General features: G+C 77.1%; 15 protein-coding genes and 1 riboswitch. Of the genes, 8 read left to right on the top strand and 7 right to left on the bottom strand.

Features of this window, described 5'->3' with window-relative positions; genetic code table 11:
• Positions 1-142: 142 nt before the first annotated feature.
• Together IE106_RS14150 and IE106_RS14145 are read right to left on the bottom strand one after the other, a co-directional pair.
• Positions 143-550, bottom strand: coding sequence for a roadblock/LC7 domain-containing protein (locus tag IE106_RS14150; RefSeq protein WP_189533711.1), 408 nt, complete (start codon positions 548-550; stop codon positions 143-145).
• Positions 551-649: 99 nt separating this feature from the next.
• On the bottom strand, positions 650-1,213 hold the full coding sequence (locus tag IE106_RS14145; RefSeq protein WP_229840470.1) for a GTP-binding protein: 564 nt from the start codon (positions 1,211-1,213) through the stop codon (positions 650-652).
• 360 nt (positions 1,214-1,573) lie between these two features.
• On the opposite strand from IE106_RS14145, the gene IE106_RS14140 reads away from it, so the two are divergent.
• From IE106_RS14140 to IE106_RS14130, 3 genes are all read left to right on the top strand, one after another.
• Positions 1,574-2,173, top strand: a complete 600-nt coding sequence (locus tag IE106_RS14140) for a class I SAM-dependent methyltransferase (protein WP_189533707.1) — start codon at positions 1,574-1,576, stop codon at positions 2,171-2,173.
• A gap of 114 nt (positions 2,174-2,287) precedes the next feature.
• A complete protein-coding gene (locus IE106_RS14135) occupies positions 2,288-2,608 on the top strand; it encodes a hypothetical protein (RefSeq protein ID WP_189533705.1) in 321 nt (106 codons plus the stop codon).
• Positions 2,609-2,816: 208 nt separating this feature from the next.
• A complete protein-coding gene (locus IE106_RS14130) occupies positions 2,817-3,644 on the top strand; it encodes a hypothetical protein (RefSeq protein WP_189534140.1) in 828 nt (275 codons plus the stop codon).
• A gap of 94 nt (positions 3,645-3,738) precedes the next feature.
• On the opposite strand, the gene IE106_RS14125 is transcribed toward IE106_RS14130, so the two are convergent.
• Together IE106_RS14125 and IE106_RS14120 are read right to left on the bottom strand one after the other, a co-directional pair.
• On the bottom strand, positions 3,739-3,924 hold the full coding sequence (locus tag IE106_RS14125) for a tail-anchor membrane protein (RefSeq protein WP_189533703.1): 186 nt from the start codon (positions 3,922-3,924) through the stop codon (positions 3,739-3,741).
• Positions 3,925-4,010: 86 nt separating this feature from the next.
• Entirely contained in the window at positions 4,011-5,084 is a 1,074-nt protein-coding gene (locus IE106_RS14120; RefSeq protein ID WP_189533702.1) for an acyl-CoA desaturase, read from the bottom strand.
• Positions 5,085-5,403: 319 nt separating this feature from the next.
• Between IE106_RS14120 and IE106_RS14115 the strand changes: the two genes are divergently transcribed.
• Together IE106_RS14115 and IE106_RS14110 are read left to right on the top strand one after the other, a co-directional pair.
• Positions 5,404-8,361 carry an SCO1167/SCO6262 family helicase gene (locus tag IE106_RS14115; protein WP_229840407.1) on the top strand — a complete coding sequence of 986 codons (2,958 nt, stop codon included), beginning with the start codon at positions 5,404-5,406 and terminating at the stop codon, positions 8,359-8,361.
• On the top strand, positions 8,358-9,641 hold the full coding sequence (locus IE106_RS14110) for an SWIM zinc finger family protein (RefSeq protein ID WP_189533698.1): 1,284 nt from the start codon (positions 8,358-8,360) through the stop codon (positions 9,639-9,641). The genes IE106_RS14115 and IE106_RS14110 overlap by 4 nt, the downstream gene beginning before the upstream one ends.
• Positions 9,642-9,680: 39 nt before the next feature.
• Here IE106_RS14110 and IE106_RS14105 read toward each other — a convergent pair whose 3' ends face one another.
• Together IE106_RS14105 and IE106_RS14100 are read right to left on the bottom strand one after the other, a co-directional pair.
• Entirely contained in the window at positions 9,681-10,526 is an 846-nt protein-coding gene (locus IE106_RS14105; protein WP_189534138.1) for a bifunctional 5,10-methylenetetrahydrofolate dehydrogenase/5,10-methenyltetrahydrofolate cyclohydrolase, read from the bottom strand.
• Between the two features lie 58 nt (positions 10,527-10,584).
• A riboswitch (ZMP/ZTP riboswitch) is annotated at positions 10,585-10,673 on the bottom strand.
• Between the two features lie 94 nt (positions 10,674-10,767).
• Positions 10,768-11,181 carry a VOC family protein gene (locus IE106_RS14100; RefSeq protein ID WP_189533696.1) on the bottom strand — a complete coding sequence of 138 codons (414 nt, stop codon included), beginning with the start codon at positions 11,179-11,181 and terminating at the stop codon, positions 10,768-10,770.
• 292 nt (positions 11,182-11,473) lie between these two features.
• On the opposite strand from IE106_RS14100, the gene IE106_RS14095 reads away from it, so the two are divergent.
• Both IE106_RS14095 and IE106_RS14090 read left to right on the top strand, forming a co-directional pair.
• Positions 11,474-11,971: a cupin domain-containing protein gene (locus IE106_RS14095; protein WP_189533694.1), complete on the top strand. Its 498-nt coding sequence runs from the start codon at positions 11,474-11,476 to the stop codon at positions 11,969-11,971.
• A gap of 646 nt (positions 11,972-12,617) precedes the next feature.
• Positions 12,618-13,700 (top strand): cellulose binding domain-containing protein, encoded by a 1,083-nt coding sequence (locus tag IE106_RS14090; RefSeq protein WP_189533692.1) that lies wholly within the window; start codon positions 12,618-12,620, stop codon positions 13,698-13,700.
• A 110-nt stretch (positions 13,701-13,810) separates the two neighbouring features.
• Here the strand turns inward: IE106_RS14090 and IE106_RS14085 are convergent, their stop codons facing one another.
• The gene (locus IE106_RS14085; RefSeq protein ID WP_189533689.1) at positions 13,811-14,788 is read right to left on the bottom strand and encodes an ArsR/SmtB family transcription factor; all 978 of its coding nucleotides are present in this window, start codon (positions 14,786-14,788) and stop codon (positions 13,811-13,813) included.
• 84 nt (positions 14,789-14,872) lie between these two features.
• Between IE106_RS14085 and IE106_RS14080 the strand changes: the two genes are divergently transcribed.
• The gene (locus tag IE106_RS14080; protein ID WP_189533687.1) at positions 14,873-16,051 is read left to right on the top strand and encodes an alpha/beta fold hydrolase; all 1,179 of its coding nucleotides are present in this window, start codon (positions 14,873-14,875) and stop codon (positions 16,049-16,051) included.
• Positions 16,052-16,212: the final 161 nt, after the last annotated feature.

Raw genomic sequence — 16,212 nt, 5'->3', positions numbered from 1 at the left:
CGCAGCCGGGAACACCGATCCGCCGGGGACGGGCGGCGGGGCCTCCGCCCCGCCGTCCGTCCCCGGCGATCCACGGGCCCGTCACGCCGGCCCCGTCGATCGGACGGCTCTTCCACGGTCCTCGTGGAGGTCGGACGGTCCTCTAGGCCGGTTCCGGTGCGTCCGGGTGGCGCGAGGCCACGGCCAGGTGCTCCCCGACGCGGTTGACGAGCAGCGTCATCTCGTACGCGACGTGACCGACGTCCGCCTCGGCGGCGCTGAGCACGCACAGGCAGCTGCCGTCGCCGGCGGCGGTCACGAAGAGCAGCGCGTCCTCGAACTCCACCATGGTCTGGCGCGCCTCCCCCACCCGGAAGTGGTGCCCGGCGCCCCGGGCAAGGCTGTGCAGGCCGGACGAGACCGCCGCGAGGTGTTCGGCGTCCTCCCGGGCGAGGCCGCTGCTGGCCGCGGTCACGAGTCCGTCGTTCGACAGCACCAGGGCGTGGCGTATGTGGGCGACGCGCTTGGTCAGATCGTCCAGGAGCCAGTCGAGTTCCTTGTCGAGCGCCATGCTCGGTCCTCCCCGTTCTCGTATGTCCCCGTTTTCCCCGTGTCCGCGTAAGCCTTACCCACCACGGCGGGAGGGGCAAGCACCCTCCCGGACACCGGGTCACGACGCGGAGCCGGGCAGGCGGGCCGTGTGGACGCGTCCCGCGTGTTCGACGAGCCGGACGAGGACCTCCTTCCCGGAGTCGCCGTCCCGGGCGTCGCAGGGCACGACGGGGGTGCCGCGGTCCAGGTCCAGTGCCGCCGCGACCTCGTGGGCGGCGTGGGGGCGGGCGCCGGGGAAGCGGTTGACGGCGACGAGGAACGGGATGCCGCGGTACTCGAGGTGGTCGACCACGGGGAAGCAGTCCTGGAGGCGCCGCGTGTCGGCGAGGACGACGGCGCCGAAGGCGCCCCGGGACAGCCCGTCCCACAGGAACCAGGAGCGGTCCCGGCCGGGCGTGCCGAAGAGGTGCAGGCAGAGTCCGGCGCGGATCGTGATCCGCCCGAAGTCCATCACGGCCGGGGCGGTGGTCCCCCGGCCCGTTCCCCGGGCGTCGTCGACGGCGCCCGGGCCGGCCTCGGCGAGCCGTTTCCCGGTGCGCAGCGGGCGGATCTCGCTGACCGCTCCGACGAGGGTCGTCTTGCCCGCCCCCGGGCCGCCCGCCACGAGGATCTTCACCGCCAGGGTGCCGCGGGCCCCCGTGGCCGCCCCTCCCTGGGCCCGCCCGCCGGGCGGTCGCGCCGCAGGTCCGGTCCGGTGCACGGCGGGTCCGGTCCCGAGGGGGCCGTCCGGGGGCGGGCGGGTGCCGTCACGGCCCGGGGCGGCGCCGGCGCGGGGCGTCGCGTACGACGGCGCGGGAACCGGGGGGCTTGGGGCGGTGCGGTGCGGTTGTCCCATGGGTCCGGGACCGTAGTCCCGGAGGGATCCGGCTCAGGGGCGCATGCGGAAGCTGACGGAAGATGACAGAGCGGTGCCCTCGGACGATCACACTCGTCCTCGCGCGTGCGCGGGATGGCGCGCGGAAGAGTGAGGAATCATGAACACGTGAACGACGACCACAGGAACGTGCAGGAGTTCTTCGCCGTACGGGCGGCCGACTGGGACGCGCGCTTCCCCGACGACGGCCCGGCGTACGCGGCGGCGGTCGCCGACCTCGGGCTCCGGCCGGGCGGTTCCGTCCTGGACGCCGGCTGCGGCACCGGGCGGGCCCTGCCGGCGCTGCGGGACGCCGTGGGCCCCGGGGGCACGGTCGTCGGCGTGGACCTGACGCCCGCGATGCTGACCGCCGCGGTGCGCGCCGGCCGGGACGGCAGCGGGGCGCTGCTGCTCGGCGACGTGGGCCGGCTGCCGCTGCGGGACGGCGTGTTCGACGCGGTGTTCGGCGCCGGTCTGGTCACGCACCTGGCCCGGCCCGCCGAGGACCTGCGGGAGCTGGCGCGCGTGGTGCGGCCGGGCGGGCGGCTGGCGCTGTTCCACCCGGTGGGGCGGGCCGCGCTCGCCGCGCGCCACGGGCGGCCGCTCACCGGCGACGACCTGCGCGCGGAGGCGAACCTGCGCCCGCTGCTCGCCGGTTCGGGCTGGCGGCTGGTGTCGTACGTGGACCGGGACGACCGCTTCCTGGCCCTGGCCGTGCGCGTGGCCTGACCTCCGCGCGCACGAGCGGGCGCTCTTCTGCCGCCGGGGCGCCCGGCTTACGTTGGACCTGACGAAACGGCAGGCAGCGGCGACGTGTTCGCCGCACGGGAAGGTGGGCTCCTCATGTTCGGCAGACTGCGTACGTTCCTCCCGTTCCCCGCCCGGGCCCCCCGGAGCGCCGGGTCGCCGGGCGGCGGGGCGGGCGACGCGAACGGTGCGCCCCGGCGGCAGCACAACATCTTCGAGGCCGCGGCCACCTACGTCGCCGCCTGCGCCGACGACGAGGAGGACACCATGGAGGAGGCGGCGGGGTGGGTGTCGCCGGAGGCGCTGTCCTTCGGCGTCCAGGAGCTGGCCTGCCGTGCGGTCATAGCCCTGGCGCGGGAACGCGACGAGTCGCCGGAGGCGGTGGCGCGGGGCCTCCTCGGGCTGCCGCCCGCCTGAGTGTCGCCCGGGCTCTCGACGGCTGGGTTACTCGCTGGTTAAGGTGCGCCGACCGACCCGTGCGGCGTCCGACGGACGCGCCGCGCGGGCTGCCGCCACTGGACGACGGGAGGCCTCCGTGACCGGGACGGACGACGAGCGCGCGGGCGCCGGCGCGGGACGGACCGCCGAGGAGGGCGGGTCCGCCGGAGCCGGCGCCGACGACGCGCTGTACGTGCTGACCGCCGTGCTGCTCACCCCCGCGCAGTTCCCCGGCGTCCTCGGCGACGACTACCCGCAGGCCTGCCGGGCGCTCGGCCTGGAGCCGTACGCGGAGGGCTACGGGCTGGTGCTCGGGCAGGACGGCGAGGGGGCGCGCTGGACGGTCGCCGTGGACGACGTGTCGCTGATCGCGGCCGCGGTGGCCGCCTGGGACTGCGGCATGGAGTACGACCTCTCCCCCGACGAGCGCAGCGTCGTCGCCGCGCTGCCGGGCTGGCCGCTCGCCCTCGCGGTCGCCGCGCCGGGCGTGCCGGCGCCGCACGACCCGAAGACGGCGGAGGGGGAACCGCCGCCGCTGTCGCCGCCCGACGAATCGGCGTGGGGGCCCGCCCAGCGGCGGCTCGGCGCCGACGAGATCGCCCTCCGGTGGACGGCGTGGCGCGAGCAGCTCGGCGCCGAGGACTTCGCCCCGGCCGGGGCGGGGCCCCCGGCCGGCGGCCCGGTGGACGGGCGGGCGTCCGGGGAGGGCCCCGGCGGCGCGCCGGGCCCTGCCGGGGGGCCGGACGCCCGTGCGACCGTGCGCCGGGTGCTGGAGGAGGCGCGGGCGTACCTGGAGGACCCCCCGCCGCCGGGGCGGGTGCGGTCCGCGTTCGCGCCCGGCGGGGCGCGGACGCTGCGGGTGGACGGGCCGGGGTGGTCGCTGGTCGCGCGGACGGACGACATCGCGTTCGTCCTGGTCGACGAGCGTCCCGGTGAGGTGCTGCCGGCGGGACGCGGCGCGCGCCTGCCGGGGCTGCTGGCCGGTCTGGACGCCATGGCCGTCCGCCCCGGCTGACCGGCCCGCCCGCCACGCGCCCGCCGCTCGGGGCCGGGCCGTCGGGGCGGACGGCCGGAAGGCCCTCGGGGCGGGCCGCGGCCGTCACCCGGGCTCAGCGGCCGATCTCCCGCCGCCCGGCCGCCCGCCGCAGCCGGCGCCGCTGGCCGGGATCGAGGGCCAGGTACGCGAGGGCGGGCACGCCCACCACGACCAGCAGGGACATCCAGAAGCCGATCAGGGGCATCAGCAGCAGCCCGACGGCCACTCCCCCGATCATGACCTTCGTCCTCGTCGACACGGGCGCCTCCTTCTCGGCTTGGTCCACGGGGTGAACGACCGGCCGCCCGGCGCGGTTCCGCCGCCGTACGGCCGGGAGGCACCGGCTCAGGCGGCGGCGCGCAGCGGCTCGCCGACGGTGTGCAGGTGGCCGAGGACCTGCCGGTAGGAGTCGAGCGCGCCCGTCTCCGTGTACGGGATGCCGAGCGCCCGGCAGTGCGCGCGGACCAGGGGCTGCGCCAGGCGGAGGTGCGGCCTCGGCATGCTGGGGAACAGGTGGTGCTCGATCTGGTAGTTCAGGCCGCCCAGCAGCCAGTCGGTGACGGCGCCGCGGCGGATGTTGCGCGAGGTGAGGACCTGCCGGCGCAGGTGGCCCCAGTTCTCGGTGCCGCCGTCCTCGCCGGGCATCGCCATCCCCTTGTGGTTGGGCGCGAACGCCAGGCCCAGGTGCAGCCCGAGGAGCATCTGGTGGATCACCGCGAAGAGCAGCGCCCGCCCCGGGGGCATGGTGGTGAGCAGCAGCGCGGCGTAGCCGGCGACGTGGGCGACGAGGAGGCCGCCCTCGACGGCGCGCTCGCCCCGCCCGACCCGCCGCCCGCGCGCCGAGAACACCGCCTGGAAGCCGTACACCTTCAGGGCGAGCCCTTCGAGGGTGGTGAGGGGGAAGAAGAGCCACGCCTGGTGGCGGGTGAGCCAGCCGCGCAGGCCGGTGCGGCCGCCCGCCTGGTGGCGGGCGAACACCAGGACGTCCGGGGCGACGTCCGGGTCCTTGTCGACGTGGTTCGGGTTCGCGTGGTGGCGGTTGTGCTTGTCGTTCCACCACTCCTGGCTCATGCCGAGGAGCAGGTTGGCGTGCACGATCTGGAGCAGGTGGTTGGTGCGGCGCCGGGCGGCTATCTGCGCGTGTCCGGCGTCATGGGCGACGAATCCGGTGCGCGCGGAGAACACGGCCAGGGGGACGGCGAGCAGCAGCGTCCAGGGCGAGTCCCCGAAGAGGGCGAGCGCGGTGGCGACGGCGGCGAGGGCGAGGAGGTTGGCGGTGATCCCGGCGGCGTACCAGCCGGGACGCCGCTCCAGGAGGCCCTGCTCCCGGACCGTGCGCAGGAGGGGCGTGAACTCGCTGCCGCTCTCGCGGCCGGGGGCCGGGGTCCGCTTCGGTGGGGCGGCGATGGCCTGTGGCATGGCTGTCTCCGGTCTGTGGGCCGAGAGGTCGGCGGGGTGCGGGTGGGGTGCGCCGGCCCCGGGGTACGTGGTGGCCTGCAGGACCGTTGCGCCGGGCGACGCCATGTCACGAACCTACGGACGCGGCGGTGTCGGGGACCATGGCGGCAGCACCCGGACCGAGTGGGGGCCACCCCTCCGCGGGGGGTGGTGCCGGCGCCACCCCCGGTCGCCCCCTGTGAGCCGCCTCACGTCCGGAACGCGTTCTTCCGTCCCCCTCTTCCGGTACCGTCGACCCTTCCGTATCGGGCTAGTCAAATTTGAGGACTGCAACAGCACTGTGCACTGGGACCCCGCTCTCTCCGCCCTCACCCGCTGCTCCACCGTCTTCCTGTCCGCCGATCCCGCACGCACCGGCCGCCTCGCCTTCTGGGCGCCCGACGGCGGGCCGCTGCCCGGGCCGCTCGGCCTCGGCACCGTCGAGGAGGTGGACGTCGTCGGCGACGACGCCCTTCCCCGCCGTGTGAGGGCCCACTGCCTGCCCGTGCGCGACGCCCTCGCGCTGCTGGCGCGGACGGGCGCCGGGTCCGTCCCCGGCCCGTCGCGGTCCTGCTCCTTCTGGGGGGCCGCCGCGCTGCTCGCCCTCCACGTCGCCGCCCGGGGCCGGTTGCTGCCCGGCGTGACCGGGGCGGGGCACGACGCGTGGCGGGTCGGCCCGCTCGCCCCCGAGGACCTCGACCGGCTGCGGACGCTCGCCGCGTCGATGCCGCCCACCGCCCACGCCGTGCCCGCCGGCACGGCCACCGACGGGGCGGTGCTCCTGCCCGACCCCGAGACGCTGCTGCGCGCCTTCCTGGACGCGGTGGCGGACGTGCTGCCCCGCACCCCCGCGGCCCCGCTCGTCGCGGGCGGCGCGCCGTTCGCGCAGGACGGGCCGCACCACGTGCCGGAACTCCGCGAGTGGGCCGCCGACGTGGCGGCCGGGCACGACGCGGGCGTACGGCTCTCCCTGCGGATCGAGGTGACGGGCCTGGACGGCGCCACCGACGGGGCCCCCACCGCCGCCCCCGGAACCGGTACCGGCGCCCCCGCCCTCCGTGCCGTGCCCCAGCTGCACCACGCCGGTGACGCCGCGCTCGTCACGGACGCCGCGCACGTGTGGTCGGGTGCGGCCGGTACGGCGTTCGGGGCGTCGGCCCGCCGGGACGCGCTGCTCGCGCTGCGCCGCGCCGCGCGCGTGTGGCCCGCCCTGTCGCCGCTGCTGTCGGCGGCCGTGCCGGACGCCCTGGAACTGGCCGACGAGGAGGTCGCCGAGCTGCTGGGCGGGGCCGGCCGGGCACTCGCCCAGTCCGGCGTCCCGGTGCACTGGCCCAAGGACCTGGCGCGGACGCTGACCGCGAAGGCCGTCGTCGGGCCCGCGCACGGCGAGGGGGACGCCGGTCCGCGCGGGCGGGACTCCGCGCTGCCGTCGTTCCTGTCCGCCGACGCGCTGCTGGCCTTCGACTGGCGCTTCGCCCTGGGCGACCGGCCCGTCGGCCGCGCCGAGCTGGACCGGATCGCCGAGGCCGGCCGGCCCCTGGTGCGGCTGCGCGACCAGTGGGTGCTGGTCGACCCGGAGGAGGTACGGCGCGCCCGCGAGCAGCGGGACCGCAAGGTCACTCCCGTCGAGGCGCTCGGCGCCGTGCTGACGGGCACGACCGAGGTGGACGGGCGGCCGGTCGGCGTCGAGGCGTCGGGCTGGCTCCGGGAGCTGCGGGACCGGCTCGCGGACCCGGAGGGCGGCCGGCAGGAGGTCGGCCGGCCCGCCGCGCTCGCCGCGACCCTGCGCGACTACCAGCTGCGCGGCCTGAACTGGCTCCACCGCATGACGTCCCTCGGGCTCGGCGCCTGCCTCGCCGACGACATGGGCCTCGGCAAGACCATCACGCTCATCTCCCTGCACCTGCACCGTCAGACCGATCCGGCGGCCGCCGGGCCGACGCTCGTCGTCTGCCCCACGTCGCTGATGGGCAACTGGCAGCGGGAGGTCGAGAGGTTCGCGCCCGGCACCCCCGTGCGCCGCTTCCACGGGCCCCGCCGCGACCTGGACGGCGTCACCGGCGGCTTCGTGCTCACCACGTACGGGACGATGAGGCTCGACGCCGAACGCCTCGCGCGCGTGGACTGGGGCATGGTCGTCGCGGACGAGGCCCAGCACGTCAAGAACCCCTACTCGGCGACCGCCCGGCAGCTGCGCACCATCGGCGCGCGGGCACGCGTCGCGCTGACCGGCACGCCCGTGGAGAACAACCTCTCCGAACTGTGGGCGATCCTCGACTGGACGACGCCCGGACTGCTCGGCCGCCTCGGCACGTTCCGCGGCCGGTACGCGCAGGCCGTCGAGGGCGGCGCCGACCCGGCGGCCGCCGAGCGGCTGTCCCGGCTGGTCCGGCCGTTCCTGCTGCGCCGCCGCAAGTCCGACCCGGGGATCGCGCCGGAGCTGCCGCCGAAGACGGAGACGGACCGCGCGGTGTCCCTGACGAAGGAGCAGGCCGGACTGTACGAGGCGGTGGTGCGCGAGACGCTCGCCGCGATCGCCGCGGCGGACGGCATGGAGCGGCGCGGCCTGGTCGTCACGCTGCTGACCGCGCTGAAGCAGATCTGCAACCACCCCGCCCAGTACCTGAAGGAGGAGGGCGCGCCGCGGCTCGCCGGCCGGTCCGGCAAGCTGGAACTGTTGGACGAACTCCTCGACACGATCCTCGCCGGGGGCGCGAGCGTGCTGGTCTTCACCCAGTACGTGCGCATGGCGCGGCTGCTGCGGGACCACCTCGCCGCGCGGGGCGTACGGGCGCAACTGCTGCACGGCGGCACCCCGGTCGCGGAGCGCGAGGCGATGGTCGGCCGCTTCCAGGACGGCGAGGTGCCGGTGTTCCTGCTGTCGCTGAAGGCGGCGGGCACCGGGCTGAACCTCACGCGCGCGGAGCACGTCGTGCACTACGACCGCTGGTGGAACCCGGCCGTGGAGGCGCAGGCCACCGACCGGGCGTACCGCATCGGGCAGACCCAGCCGGTGCAGGTGCACCGGCTGATCGCCGAGGGCACCGTCGAGGACCGCATCGCGAGGATGCTGACGCGCAAGCGGCGGTTGGCGGACGCGGTGCTGGGCGGCGCCGGGGAGGCGGCCCTCACGGAGCTGACCGACGCCGAACTGACGGAACTGGTGCGGCTGCGCGCGCCGGACGGCGGATACGACGCGGACAGCGGACGGAGCACGGTGGGAGCCACGGACGGGACCGAGGGAGGGCGCGGACGATGAGCGGTGCCTACGAGGACGAGTCGACCTTCGACGCCCTGCCGCCCGCCCGCGGCCGCGGTTTCGCGGAGAGCTGGTGGGGCCGGGCCTGGCTGAAGGCCCTGGAGGACACGGCGCTCGACAACGAGCAGCTGAAGAAGGGCCGCGCGCGGGCGCGGGCCGGCACGGTGGGCGCCGTGACGGTGCGCCCCGGACGGATCACGGCGGTCGTCAAGGACCGGGACGGCACCGCGCACCGGGCCGACGTGCTGGTGCAGGAGCTGTCGGACGCGGGGTGGGACCGGTTCCTGGACACGGCGGTGGAGCGGGCCGGCCACGTCGCCGCGCTGCTCGACCGGGACATGCCGCCGCACCTGGTCGAGGACGCCTCGGCGGCCGGGGTCGACCTGCTGCCGGGCCTGGGCGACCTGGAGGCGGAGTGCGCCTGCGGCGCGTGGGACCACTGCCCGCACACGGCGGCCCTCTGCTACCAGGTGGCGCGGCTGCTCGACCGGGACCCGTTCGTCCTGCTCCTGATGCGCGGGCGCGGCGAGCGGCGGCTGCTGGGGGAGTTGGCGGCGCGCGGTTCGGCGGGGGCCAGCGCGGGGGACGCGGCGGCGGAGCCGGAGGGCGTACGGGCCGACGAGGCGTTCGCGACGGGGGACATCCTGCCCGCGCTGCCGTCGCCGCCGCCGGTGCCCGAGCGGCCGGGTGAACCGCCGTCGCTGGACACGGAGACGGACCCCGGGGCGGAGGTGGACCCGCCGGCGCTGGAGGTGCTGGCCGCCGACGCGGCGGGGCGGGCGCGACGGATGCTGGCGGAGGTGCTGGCCGGCGCGGACTCCTCCGGCGAGGGTCCGGGCGGCGCGGCGCCGACGGTGGCCCAGGACGCCGTCCGGCTCGCCGCGGCCGCCGCGGCGCCCGTGCCCCGGGTCGTGGCGCGGCTCGCGGCGGGGACGGGGCGGGACGCGGTGGGCATGGACCTCGCCGTACGGGCGTGGCGACTGGGCGGCGCGGCGGCCCTCGCGGTGCTGGAGGAGGAGTGGACGCCGGAACCGGAGGCGGCGGCCCGCGCCGAGGCGCTCGTCGCGGCCGCCCGGGAGGACGGCGAGCGTCCCGCCCTGCTGCCGCTGGGGGGCGCGCGCTGGGCCGGTCCGGGGGGTGACGTGCAGGTGCGGCTCGGCCGGGACGGCCGGTGGTGGCCGTACCGGCGCGAGCGGGACCGGTGGGCCCCCGCCGGTCCGGCCGGCCCCGACCCGGGTGCGGTCCTGGCCGCGCTGCTGGAGGAGCACGACGCGGGGTGAGAGGGGCGGCGGGCGCGGCCGCCGCCCCGCCCGCCGCGGTCAGGCGGTGGCGGTGCCGAGCTGCCGCTCGGCCGCGTCGACCGTCTGCGCCAGCAGGGTGGCGATGGTCATGGGCCCGACGCCGCCGGGGACCGGGGTGATGAGCCCGGCGCGCTCCGCGGCGGCGTCGAAGTCGACGTCGCCGACGTTGCCCTCGTTGTAGCCCGCGTCGACGACGACGGCGCCCGGCTTGACGTCCTCGCCCTTGATGAAGCGGGCGCGGCCCACGGCGGCGACCACGATGTCCGCCTCGCGGACGGCGGCCGAGAGGTCGTCGGCGGGGGTGTACGAGTGGCAGTACGTCACCGTGGCGTTCCGGGCGAGCAGCAGCATCCCGGCGGGCTTGCCCAGGATGGCGCTGCGGCCGACGACGACGGCCCGCTTGCCGGCGGGGTCGACGTCGTAGGCGTCGAGCAGCCGCATGATGCCGCCGGGCGTGCAGGAGACGAAGCCGGGCAGGCCGAAGCTCATCGCGGCGAAGGAGCTGGTGGTGACGCCGTCGACGTCCTTCTCCGGGGCGATCGCCTCGAACGCGGCGCGCTCGTCGATGTGCCGGCCGACCGGGTGCTGGAGGAGGATGCCGTGCACGTCGGGGTCCTCCGACAGGGCCCGCAGGGTGGCGACGAGCTCCTCGGTGGTGGTCGTGGCGGGCAGCTCGACGTGGCGCGAGCGGATGCCGGCCTTCTCGCAGCGGGCGCGCTTCATCCGTACGTACGTCACGGACGCGGGGTCCTCGCCGACGAGGACGGTCGCGAGGCACGGCCGCGCGCCGGTGCGGCGGGTGAGGTCGGCGGCGCGGGCGGCGGTCTCCTCGACGAGGCGGCGGGCGAGGCCGCTGCCGTCCATGAGGCGGGCGTTTGCGGGCGTGGACACGGGTCCTCCTGGGCGTCGACAGAACGTGGGTGCTGGTCGCCCAGGCGCGCGGCAGGTGGCGGCGTCCGCCGGGCCGCTCCCTGGTGGTACTCCACCCAAGCGCCAGTCACGGCCCGCCCCCACTGTACGGGAGGGCGCGGCGCGCCGGGGGGACGGGGCCGCGCCCCGGCGCCGGCGGGCGGTGCCCGGGACGGGGAGCGGCCCCGGGTCGCGGTCAGGCGACGAAGACGCAGAACGGGTGGCCCGAGGGATCCGCGAACACGTACAGCGGCTCCTCGGCGTCGTCGTGCCGGTCGAGCAGGAGGCGGGCGCCCAGGGCCTCCGCCCTGGCGCGCTGCCGGTGCAGCTCGGCCACGTCCGTCACCGTGAGGTCGAGGTGGAGTTGCATGGGTACGTCGTGCCGGGGCCACGTCGGGCGGGGCAGCTCGGCGACCCGCTGGAAGGCGATCCTGTTCGCGCCGCCGGCGTCGCGCAGCACGAGCCAGTCCGCCTCGTCGGGGCCGCCGTCGCCGGGCGGCTCGTCCCCGGGACGGTACGAGAGGCCGAGCAGTCGCCGGTAGAACTCGGCGAGTTCCCTCGGCCGCGTGGTGTCCAGGACGGTCTGCAGCAGTTTCGGATATTCGGTCATGCGCACTTCCCCTTCGCTCCGGCCACCGCGGCACGCGCCGCGCCTACCCGCCCGCGCACGGCCGATGCCCGCGACGGCCGCGAACCGCCCCTGCCGCCGGGCGCGTCCGGCGCCGGCACCCGTGACGCCCCGGTCCGCCACCGAGGGGCGGGCGGACACGCGTGGAGTGCGAACGGACCTCGCCGTTCCGGGAGTTCGCGTGTTGCCGCGGCCGCAACGGCGGTAGCCGTCTCCGGCGCGGACGGCGCAACCTGGTCCCGACCGAGACCGTCGAGAACCGGGAGACCACACGATGACCACCCACGAAGGCGCCGGGGCCCCGCTGGGCCCCGGTGGCGCCACCCCGCCGAACGACCGCGTCCACCACGTCCGTTCCGGCGGGACGGACGGCCGCGCCGCCATCAGCGGCGGCACGGTCGGTTCGAGGAGGCTCTGGATGAGCCTGGTGGAGAACCCGCCTTCGAGCGCGACGGACAACCACCACCACGGCGACTCGGAGGCGGGGATCTACGTGGTCAGCGGCCACCCCGTGTTCGTCTACCACGACGGCACCCGGGAGGTGCGGCTCGCCGCCGACCCGGGGGACTTCTTCCTCGTCCCCCCGTTCGTCCCGCACCGGGAGGAGAACCCCGACCCGCACGAGCCCGCGGTCGTCGTGATCGCCCGGACCACGCAAGAGCCGATCAAGGTCTCCGTGCCCGAGCTGTACCGGTTCGGAGGGGCGAACGCGCGGCAGGGCGAAGGCGCGGACCCGGCCGAGCGGGCGGAGCCCTCCCCCCGCACGCCGTGACCGCCCCGGGCCCGGGCTCCGCCGAAGGCGGTGCGGCCCCGTGCGCCGGGGCCCGGGTCAGGGGCCCGCGCGCTCCGCGCAGCGGGCGGTGGACCCCCGCGGTCTGACCGGTCGTTCCCGAGCGGGACGGGCGTACCGGCCGCGGCCGTCGCCGCCTTCCGCGCCGGTGCCTCCCGGAGGGCCCGCACCGGTCCCCGCCCGGCCGGGCGGCCTCCCCGGCGCCCCGGCTGCGCGGATCCGTGTGCGGGGCCGTGCGCGGGGCCGCCGTACCCTGCGCGGGCCGTACGCAGGCCGTCGTGCCGTACGCGGACCCGTCGTGCCGTGCGCGGCTCGCGGCGCGGGGCGGTGCCCCGGACCCGGTCGGGATCGCGCGGACCTGCGTCACGGGGATTGACGTCCGGGGCGGCGCCCCCGATAGTCCTAGTCGGGACCTATGGGAGCGCTCCCATCCGGTGGTGGGGTCCTCCCGCACGTACGCGCACGTCCACGGACCGCCGTGCGCACCGGCCGGTAGAGGAGAGGGGCGGCGATACGACCAGGTGCCCCGAACGCCCCCGCCCCGGCTTCCCCACCCCGTCAGGCCGCCCACATCCCGAAGGGCACGCCCCCGCACCCGCCATCCGCCCCCTCCGCCCGAGGAGCGTCCATGCCCGCCGCACCCCTCAGCCGACCGGAGCGACCCGGCCGGCTCCTGGCCCTGTTCCTCGCCCTCCTGGCGGCCGTCGCCACCACCCTCGCCGCCCCGCCCGCCGCTGCCGCCGCCCCCACCCGCGTCATGCTCCTCGGGGACTCCATCACCGGTGACAACGGCTGCTGGCGCGCCCTGCTCTGGCAGCACCTGCAGGCCACCGGGCACACCGACGTGGACTTCGTCGGCACCCGGCAGAACCCCTGGTGCGAGGGCGCCTTCGACATCGACAACGAGGGGCACGGCGGCTTCCGGGCCACCGGCATCGCGAACGCCGACCAGCTTCCCGGCTGGCTCTCCGGCACCGACCCGGACATCGTCATGATGATGCTCGGCACCAACGACGTGTGGAGCCGCCTCCAGCCGCCCGCCATCCTCGGCGCCTACACGAAGCTGCTGGGCCAGATGCGCGCCCGGAACCCGGACGTGAAGCTCATCGTCGCGCAGATCCCGCCCATGGACCCGGCCGGCTGCGGCGACTGCGCCCAAGGCGTGGTCGCCCTCAACGCCGCCATCCCCGGATGGGCCGCCGCGAACAACACCGAGCGGTCACCGGTCACCGTGGTCGACCAGTGGACGGGCTTCAGCACCGCCACCGACACCAGCGACGGGGTGCACCCGAACGACACCACCGGGATCCGGAAACTGGAGAGCCGCTGGTACCCCGCGCTGGTCTCGGCCCTCGACGGCACCGGCCCCGGCCCGGGCCCCGATCCGAAGCCGGGTACCTGCAAGGTGACGGTGACGACCAACAGCTGGAACAGCGGCCTGACCGCCTCCGTCACGGTCACCAACACCGGCACCTCGACGGTCGACGGCTGGTCACTGGGCTTCACCCTGCCCCCGGGCCAGTCCCTCACCCACGGGTGGAACGCCACCTACGCCCCCCGCTCCGGCGCGGTGACCGCCACCCACACCGCGTACAACGGCCGCATCGCCCCCGGGGCCGGCGTGAGCATCGGCTACCAGGCCACCCACACCGGCGACCCCTCCGGACCCACCACCTTCACCCTCAACGGGGCCGCCTGCACCGTCTCCTGACGTTCGGTCGGCCACCCGTCCGACCGCAGCGGGCCCCACGGCGGCCCGCTGCCGTGGCGGACGGGGCGGTGCGCTCCGCGGGGGCGCGGCGGTACGGCGCCCCCGACCGGTCAGCCACCGGCCGCCCCTCCCGCCAGCAGCAGCTCCGCCAGGGGCGTGCGCGCGTGGTGCACCGAACGGCCCGTGCGGGTGGTGGTGAGGAGACCGGCGGCACGGAGCGCCGAGGCGTGGGCGGAGACGGTCGCGTCGCTGACGCCGATGCGGCGCGCCAGCCCCGTGGTCGTCCGTGCCTCGTCCAAGGAGCGCAGGAGCGCGAGACGGGTGCGTCCGAGGACTCCCGCGAGGGGCTCGTCCGGTGCGCCGTCCCCGCCCGGGACGGGCGGCAGCCCCCGGCCCGCCGGGTAGGCGAGCGCCACCGGGCGGTCCGGCGGGTCCTGGACGAGCGGCCCGCGACGCCAGTGGAACGTCGGACGCAGGATCAGCCCGCGCCCGCCGAGCCGCACCTCCCGCACCCCGGGGACGCCGGGCACGGGCCACTCCCAGACCCCGTCGCGCAGCCGTGACCCCGGTGCCAGGTCGGCCAGGGCGGCGCCGAGACCCCGTTCGGCGACGGCCAGGGCGTGCCGGGTGAACTCCGCCCGGTGCAGGTCCTGGACCACGGACCACACCGGCGCGAGCACCGATTCGTACGCCGCCCGCTGCGCCCGGTCCAGCGTCCGCCAGGCGCCGGCGTCCCCGCCGTGCAGGGCGCGGATCCACGGCGGGGCCGGCCGTCGTGCGTACACCCGCTCGATCCCGGCCCGCACGGACTCCGGACGGGCCGCCCTGATCAGCGCGATCCCCTCGTCCAGGGTGTCACCGAGGACGTCGAGGAAGTCCGGGGCCGCCCCGCCCGGCGCCAGGTCCGCGAGCGGTTCGACCGCACCCGGCAGGCCCCGCAGCAACCTGCTCCGCCAGCGCCCGAGCAGCGGATCCCCGTGCGGGGCGCCCAGCGTCATCAGGGCCGCGTGCGACTCGGGTACGGGCGAGGGCCGCCGCGCGAACCGCACCCGGCCGAAGTCGTCCGCCGTGAAGTGGATCCGGATCACGCACGTCCCCCCGCTCCGCGCAAGCCTTTCGGGTCAGGTCGCAGGCTTCGTCCCGACGCCGCGCCCACCCCCAGGATGCCGTCCATGACGATGTCCTCCGCACCCGGCCGCCGTTCCTTCGCCAAGGGCGCCCTCGCCGGCGCCGCCGCCCTGTTCCCCGTGACCGCCGCCCCCGGTTCCGCCTCGGCCTCCGGCCGTCGCGGCGCGCCCCTCCTCCGACTGCCCGCGCCCACCGGCCCGTACCCCGTCGGCACCCGGGTCCTCCACCTCGTCGACCACTCCCGCCACGACCCGTGGGAGCCCGGGATCGGCGTGCGCGAGCTCATGGTCACCGTCCTGCGGCCGGCCGCGCCCTGCCCGGGCCTCCCCCGCGTCCCGCAGCTCACACCCGGCGCCGCCGGGGTGTTCGCCTCCCTCGCCCACCTGGTCCGCCCGCACCTGCCGTCCGCCGGGGTCGACTGGGCGGCCACCCTCACCCACGCCCGGGCCGGGGCCCCGCCGCTGCCCGGCCGGCGCCCCGTGCTGGTCTACAGCCCCGGCGGCGGCGACGCCCGCACGACGGGCTGCTCCCTGGCGATCGACCTCGCCTCGCACGGCTGGACCGTCGTCACCGTCGACCACCCCGGGGACGGGAGCCAGGTGGAGTTCCCCGACGAGCGGCCCGAACGCGACCGTGTCCGGACGACCGTGCTGCGTCCGGACCTCGACGCGGCGGTCTTCCGCACCATGATCGACACGCGGGTCGCCGACCTCCGCTTCGTCCTCGACGTCCTCGGCCTGGACCGGGTCGGGGTCTACGGGCACTCGGCGGGCGGCACCGCGGCCGCGCAGGCGCTCCACGAGGACCGGCGGATCGCCGCCGCCGTCAACCTGGAGGGGTACCTCGACCGGATGGACGGCGAACTCCTCCCGGTGGCCCTGCGGGGGACGGACCGGCCGCTGCTCCTGGCCGGCACCGACGGCTTCCGCGACGCCCGGCTGGACCGGTCCTGGGCGGCCCTCCTCGCCCACGCCGGACCCGTCACCCGGCGGCAGCTCGACGGCACCGGGCACTGGGTCTTCACCGACTACGCGGCCCTCGTCCCCCAGCTCCACAAGGCCGGTCTGATGTCCGCCGCCGGACGTGCCGCCATGGTCGGCCGGGCGGACCCGCGCGTCACGGTGCCCGCCGTCCGCGGGCTCGTACGGTCGTTCTTCGCCCGGCACCTGCCGACGCGCCCGGCGGGGGTCCCCCGTGGGGCGGGCCGGCCGCGAGGGCGGTGACCGGGGCGGGACCGGCGGCGGGCGGCGGGGGCGGGCGGCGGGGGCGGGAACGGAGACGCTTCGGGGGACACGGGGGTGACGGACTCGTCACGCCCGTGGCGGCACACTGCCTCGGGGCGTCCCCGGACCCCGGGTTCCTGTCACCACCGACATGCTGGGGA

The sequence above is a fragment of the Streptomyces roseolilacinus genome, from assembly GCF_014649335.1.
Lineage (GTDB): Bacteria > Actinomycetota > Actinomycetes > Streptomycetales > Streptomycetaceae > Streptomyces > Streptomyces roseolilacinus.
The sequence above is the reverse complement of the archived record's forward strand: the minus strand, read 5'-3'. Positions and strand labels throughout refer to the sequence as shown.

What these genes read in the sequence shown, in the direction of transcription:
- IE106_RS14150 (WP_189533711.1), bottom strand. Translation starts at nt 550, where the DNA reads ATGGCGCTCGACAAGGAACTCGACTGGCTCCTGGACGATCTGACCAAG.
- IE106_RS14135 (WP_189533705.1), top strand. Translation starts at nt 2,288, where the DNA reads ATGTTCGGCAGACTGCGTACGTTCCTCCCGTTCCCCGCCCGGGCCCCC.
- IE106_RS14120 (WP_189533702.1), bottom strand. Translation starts at nt 5,084, where the DNA reads ATGCCACAGGCCATCGCCGCCCCACCGAAGCGGACCCCGGCCCCCGGC.
- IE106_RS14110 (WP_189533698.1), top strand. Translation starts at nt 8,358, where the DNA reads ATGAGCGGTGCCTACGAGGACGAGTCGACCTTCGACGCCCTGCCGCCC.
- IE106_RS14105 (WP_189534138.1), bottom strand. Translation starts at nt 10,526, where the DNA reads ATGGACGGCAGCGGCCTCGCCCGCCGCCTCGTCGAGGAGACCGCCGCC.
- IE106_RS14100 (WP_189533696.1), bottom strand. Translation starts at nt 11,181, where the DNA reads ATGACCGAATATCCGAAACTGCTGCAGACCGTCCTGGACACCACGCGG.
- IE106_RS14095 (WP_189533694.1), top strand. Translation starts at nt 11,474, where the DNA reads ATGACCACCCACGAAGGCGCCGGGGCCCCGCTGGGCCCCGGTGGCGCC.
- IE106_RS14090 (WP_189533692.1), top strand. Translation starts at nt 12,618, where the DNA reads ATGCCCGCCGCACCCCTCAGCCGACCGGAGCGACCCGGCCGGCTCCTG.
- IE106_RS14080 (WP_189533687.1), top strand. Translation starts at nt 14,873, where the DNA reads ATGACGATGTCCTCCGCACCCGGCCGCCGTTCCTTCGCCAAGGGCGCC.